Origin of the sequence: Halomonas sp., assembly GCF_031581305.1 — a bacterium.
Classification (GTDB): domain Bacteria; phylum Pseudomonadota; class Gammaproteobacteria; order Pseudomonadales; family Halomonadaceae; genus Halomonas.
In genome coordinates this window covers 1-2,204 of record NZ_JAVLBC010000308.1, presented here as the reverse complement: position 1 = coordinate 2,204, position 2,204 = coordinate 1, and the positions used below count along the sequence as shown (strand labels likewise).

The 2,204-nt window shown below is 64.9% G+C and carries 2 protein-coding genes; one reads left to right on the top strand and one right to left on the bottom strand.

Annotated elements, in window-relative coordinates:
- A partial coding sequence (locus RI841_RS16120) for a LysR family transcriptional regulator (protein WP_310706646.1) occupies positions 1–609 on the bottom strand: 609 nt, incomplete at its 3' end.
- A gap of 140 nt (positions 610–749) precedes the next feature.
- On the opposite strand from RI841_RS16120, the gene ppnN reads away from it, so the two are divergent.
- The gene (gene ppnN / locus RI841_RS16115; protein WP_310706645.1) at positions 750–2,111 is read left to right on the top strand and encodes a nucleotide 5'-monophosphate nucleosidase PpnN; all 1,362 of its coding nucleotides are present in this window, start codon (positions 750–752) and stop codon (positions 2,109–2,111) included.
- Positions 2,112–2,204: the final 93 nt, after the last annotated feature.

Genomic DNA, 2,204 nt, shown 5'->3' with positions numbered 1-2,204 from the left:
AAAGTTGGCCCGTAGCAGAGCGCTGGCATGCCCCTCCCCTCCCGAATAGCTGATAAAGCCGATCCCCATCAGGTCGGCCAGGCCGTGGCCGGCGAAGTCCGCCGGCACCACCAGGCAGAGCGGCTCCTGATGCCAGGCCTCGCAGTCCAGTTCGGGATGGCGCACGGCCTCGGTGATGATCCCCAGGTCATGACGGCCGCCTAGCACATCCGCGACGATCTCGCTGTTGAAGGCAAAGCTGTAACTGGCCGTGAGACCGGGCTGCATCTGCTGCTGACCCAGGATGAAGGGATAGAGCATCAGGCCGACACTACCCGGCGAGGCGAGGCGGCACTCGCCGCTATCCAGGCTGTCGTTGTCCAGGGAGTGTCGGAACTGTTCATGCTCGGCGAAAAGCTTGAGCGCGTAGTCGTAGGCACGCCGCCCGCTCTCGGTGAGGACGAAGCGCCGCCCCTGGCGATCCAGCAGCGGCTTGCCCAGGTATTCCTCGAGCTTGCGCACGTGCTGGCTGACCCCGGGCTGGGTCATTTCCAGCTGGCGGGCGGTACGCGTAAAGCTGCCGGTCTCGACCAGGGTGATGAAGGTGCGAAAGTATCGGGCGTTGAACATGGGCGTCACGTCGCGGGCAATGGCCTGGCAGCCAGAATTCTACCAGCTCGTCGTCAAGGCCGCAGCGATGCCCGCCGGTGGTGCGGCGTGGTAGCATCACAGGACGAGCAATGCCGCCAAAATGACAGGGAACGCCAAGGATGCCCGACACCATTTCCACCACCATCTCGCCGGAAGGCAGCCTCGAGATCCTCTCCCAGCAGGAGGTCGAACGCCTCCACGACACGTCGAAGAGCGGCCTGCACGACCTCCTGCGAAGCTGCTCGCTGGCGGTGCTCAACTGTGGCAACCCGACCGATGATGGCCTGGCCCTGCTCGAGACCTACCGCGATTTCGACATCGAGGTGCTGCAGCAGGACCGCGGGGTACGTCTCAAGATCACCAATGCCCCCGCAGAGGCCTTCGTCGACGGCAAGATGATCCGCGGCATCCGCGAGCACCTCTCCGCGGTGCTGCGCGACATCGTCTACGTCTACAACGAGATCCAGACCCGCCATCGCTTCGACCTGACCACTGCCGAGGGCACCACCAACGCGGTCTTCCATATCCTGCGCAAGGCCGGGACCCTCAAGGCGGGACGTGATCCCAGCCTGGTCGTCTGCTGGGGCGGCCACTCGATCTCCCGCGAGGAGTACGACTACACCAAATCCGTCGGCTACCATCTGGGGCTTCGCGAGTTGGACATCTGCACCGGCTGCGGGCCGGGCGCCATGAAGGGGCCCATGAAGGGCGCCAACGTGGCCCATGCCAAGCAGCGTCGCACCCAGGGGCGCTATCTGGGGGTCTCGGAGCCCGGCATCATCGCCGCCGAGGCGCCCAACCCCATCGTCAACGAGCTGGTGGTGATGCCCGACATCGAGAAGCGCCTGGAGGCGTTCGTGCGACTAGGGCACGGCATCCTGGTCTTTCCGGGCGGCGTCGGCACCGCCGAGGAGATTCTCTACCTCCTGGGAATCCTGCTGCACCCGGACAATGTCGACATGGCGCTGCCGGTGATATTCACCGGGCCTGCCGATTCTGCCGACTACTTCAAGCGCATCGACGAGTTTCTGGTCTACACCCTGGGCGAGGAGGTACGCCGGCACTACCGCATCATCATCGACGACGCCGTCGAGGTCGCCCGCACCATGCGCAAGAACATCGACGCGGTGACCGAGTATCGCCGCAGCCGCCAGGATGCCTTCTACTACAACTGGCGCCTGACCGTGGCCCGGGATTTCCAGGAGACCTTCGAGCCCACCCATGACGCCATGGCCGGCCTCGCGCTTCACCAGGAGCAGCCGGTACACGAGCTGGCCGCCAACCTGCGCCGGGCCTTCTCGGGCATCGTCGCCGGCAACGTCAAGGAGAAAGGCATTCGCGCGATCGAGGCCCACGGTCCCTTCCGCCTGCACGCCGAGCCGGCGCTGATGGCACGACTCGACGAGCTTCTGGCCTCCTTCGTCGACCAGGGCCGCATGAAGCTCGCCGGAGACTATGTGCCCTGCTATACGCTCGGCTGAGGGGCAAGGGGCAAGGGGCAAGGGGCAAGGGGCAAGGGGCAAGGGGCAACGCAATAATGACCCATAAACACAAGAAGCAAGCCCAAGAGGTTA

Coding starts and splice junctions, on each gene's coding strand:
- ppnN (WP_310706645.1), top strand. CDS start 750: ATGCCCGACACCATTTCCACCACCATCTCGCCGGAAGGCAGCCTCGAG.